At 74.7% G+C, this 3,305-nt stretch carries 2 protein-coding genes; both read left to right on the top strand.

The features are described 5' to 3' along the window. A partial coding sequence (locus tag ACFOWE_RS28415; protein ID WP_377293188.1) for a condensation domain-containing protein occupies positions 1 to 947 on the top strand: 947 nt, incomplete at its 5' end. After that, positions 944 to 3,305: non-ribosomal peptide synthetase (locus ACFOWE_RS28420; protein ID WP_377293190.1), on the top strand; the 2,362-nt coding region annotated here is incomplete at its 3' end. The genes ACFOWE_RS28415 and ACFOWE_RS28420, both read left to right, overlap by 4 nt.

The following is a 3,305-nucleotide window of genomic DNA, read 5'->3' on the forward strand; positions in this document are numbered from 1 at the left end:
GGGGAGAGGTTCCCGAGCTGGCGCCGGTGCCGACGTCGTTCCGCACCTGGGCACGGGCGCTCCGCACCGAGGCACGGAACAGGACGGACGAGCTCGACGACTGGATCGACATCCTCGACGGCCCCAACCCCCGCATCGGCCACCGGCCGCTCGACCCGGACAAGGACACCGTCGCGACCGTCCGCACACTCCGGCTCACGCTGCCGCCCGAGCGGACCGAACCGCTGCTCACCACCGTCCCGGCGGCCTTCCACGGCCGGAGCCTCGACGTGCTGCTCACCGGCCTCACCCTGGCCGTGGCGCACTGGCGCAGGAAGCACGGCGGACGCGGCACCTCCGTCCTGCTCGACCTGGAGGGCCACGGCCGTGAGGAGATCGACGGCGGGTACGACCTGTCCCGGACCGTCGGCTGGTTCACCACCATGTACCCGGTCCGGCTCGACGCGGGCGCCACGTCCTGGACCGACGAGCGGACCGTCACCCAGGCGATCAAACGCGTCAAGGAGCAGCTCCGGGCGGTCCCCGGCAACGGCCTCGGGTACGGCCTGCTCCGCCACCTCGACCCGGAGACCGCCGCCGAACTGGCGGACCTGCCCCGCCCGCAGATCGTCTTCAACCACCTCGGCAGGGTCACCGCGGGAGAGGGCGACTGGAACGTGGTCCCGGCGGAACCCGGCGGCCACGACCCGGAGATGGCGGCGGCCCACGTCATCGAGATCAACACGACCGTCCACGACCGCCCGGACGGCCCGCACCTGGAGGCCGTCTGGTCCTGGCCGGACGGGGTGCTCACCGAGGCGGAGGCCGAAGAGCTGGCGGAGACGTGGTTCGACGCGCTCGGCGGGCTGGCCGCGCACGGCGCCGGCGGGCACACGCCGAGCGACCTCCTGGTCGAGCTGGACCAGGACGAGATCGACCGCATCCAGGCCGCATGGGAGAGACGATGACGCAGGTCCAGGACATCCTTCCGCTCTCGCCGCTGCAGCAGGGCCTGTTCTTCCACGCGCTCCACGACGAGCACGACGTCTACACCGCGCAGGCGACGCTCGACCTCGACGGGCCGCTCGACGCGGCCCGGCTGCGGCGGGCCGCCGAGCGGTTGCTGGAGCGCCACCCCAACCTGCGCGCCGGCTTCTGGCACGAGGACCTCAGCCGGCCGGTCCAGATCGTCCCCGAACGGGTCGACCTCCCCTGGCGCGAGGTCGAGAGCACGGACCCCGAGCGGGTGGCAGCCGAGGAGCGGGAACGCCCCTTCGACCTGACCCGGCCGCCGCTGCTCCGCCCCACCCTGGTCAGGGTCGCACCGGAGCGGCACCGGCTGATCCTGACCAACCACCACATCCTGCTCGACGGCTGGTCCACCCCGCTCCTGGTCACCGAACTGCTCGCCCTCTACCTGGGCGTGGAGGCCGCCCCCGCGCCGCCGTACAAGAACTATCTGGCGTGGCTGGCCCGGCAGGACCGGGACGCGGCGCGCCGGGCGTGGGAGCGGGCCCTCGACGGCGTGGACGGGCCGACGCTGGTGGCCCCCGCCGCCGCGGGCGCCTCCGCCCTCCCGCCGGAGCGGGTCCATCTCGAGCTGGACACCGCGCTGACCAGGACCCTCACCCGGACGGCCCGCCGCAACGGCGTCACGATCAACACCGTGCTCCAGGCGGGCTGGGGCGTCCTGCTCTCCCAGCTCACCGGCCGCGACGACGTCGTCTTCGGCGCGGTCGTCTCGGGCCGCCCGCCGGAGCTGCCCGGCGTCGAGCGCATGGTCGGCCTGTTCATCAACACCGTCCCGGTCCGGGTACGGCTCGACCCGGACGAGCCCTTCGGCGAGCTGCTGGCCCGCCTCCAGGACGAGCAGGCCGAGCTGCTGCCCCACCACCACCTCGGCCTGACCGAGATCCACCGCGGCGCCCTCTTCGACACCGTCACCGTGCTGGAGAACTACCCGTTCGATCCGGACGCGGCAGGCGTCGCCCTCGGCGACCTGAGGCTGACCGGATTCGGCTCGACCGACGCCCACCACTACCCGCTCGCGCTCGCCGCCGTCCCCGGCGAGCGGCTCACGCTCCGCCTGGACCACCGGCCCGACCTGTTCACCGCGGCCGAGGCCGAGCGCCTGCTCGGCCGTCTGCGGCACCTGCTCGCCACGGTGGCCGCGGCGGCCGACACGCCCGTCGGGGAGCTCGACCTGCTCCAGGAGGACGAGCGGCGGCGGATCCTCCAGGAGTGGAACACCACCGGCGGACCGGTGCCGCGCCGTACGCTGCCGGAGATCTTCGAGGCGGCGGCGGCACGGACCCCCGGCGCGACCGCGCTGGCAGACGGCGCGACGACCCTCACCTACGGCGAGCTCAACGCCCGCGCCAACCGGCTCGCCCGGCTGCTGCGGCGGCGCGGCGCCGGACCCGAGCAGGTGGTCGCGCTGCTGCTGCCGCGCTCGGCCGACCTGGTCGTCGCGGCGCTGGCCGTGGCCAAGGCGGGCGCCGCCTACCTGCCGGTGGACCCCGGCTACCCCGCCGAGCGGATCACCATGATGCTGGACGACGCCTGCCCGGTCCTGGTGGTCGGAGAGGAACTGCTCGCCGCCGCGGACGTCTCCGCGGTCCCGGCCGGGAATCTTGGAGAGGACGAGGTACGGCGCGACCTCCGGCACCCCGCCTACGTGATCTACACCTCGGGCTCGACCGGCAGGCCCAAGGGCGTGGTCGTCACCCACGAGGGCATCGCCGCGTTCGCCGAGTCGCAGCGGGACCGGCTCCGGGTGGAGCCGGACAGCCGGGTGCTGCAGTTCGCCTCGCCGAGCTTCGACGCCTCGGTCATGGAGATGCTCATGGCCTTCGCCGCCGGAGCCGCCCTCGTCATCCCGCCCCGGGGCGTGTACGGCGGCGCGGAGCTGGCCGCGGTGTTGGAGGAGGAGCGCGTCACCCACGCGCTGATCCCCCCGGCGGCGCTGGCGAGCGTGCCCGCAGCCCCGCTGGAGGGCTTCCGGACCCTGGCGGTCGGCGGCGACGCCTGCGGCCCCGACCTGGTGGAGCGCTGGGCTCCCGGCCGGCTGATGGTCAACGCCTACGGCCCCACCGAGGCCACGATCGCCGCCACGATGAGCGGCCCCCTCCGCCCCGGCGAGATCCCGCCCATCGGAGCCCCCATCCGGGACGCCCGCGTCTACGTGCTGGACGGCCGGCTCCGGCCGGTGCCCGTCGGCGTGCCGGGGGAGCTGTACCTCGCCGGTCCGGGACTCGCCCGCGGCTACCTCGGCCGGTCGGGGTTGACGGCGGAGCGGTTCGTGGCGTGTCCGTTCGGTGGTCCGG

The organism is Planomonospora corallina, from assembly GCF_042650625.1.
Lineage (GTDB): Bacteria > Actinomycetota > Actinomycetes > Streptosporangiales > Streptosporangiaceae > Planomonospora_B > Planomonospora_B corallina.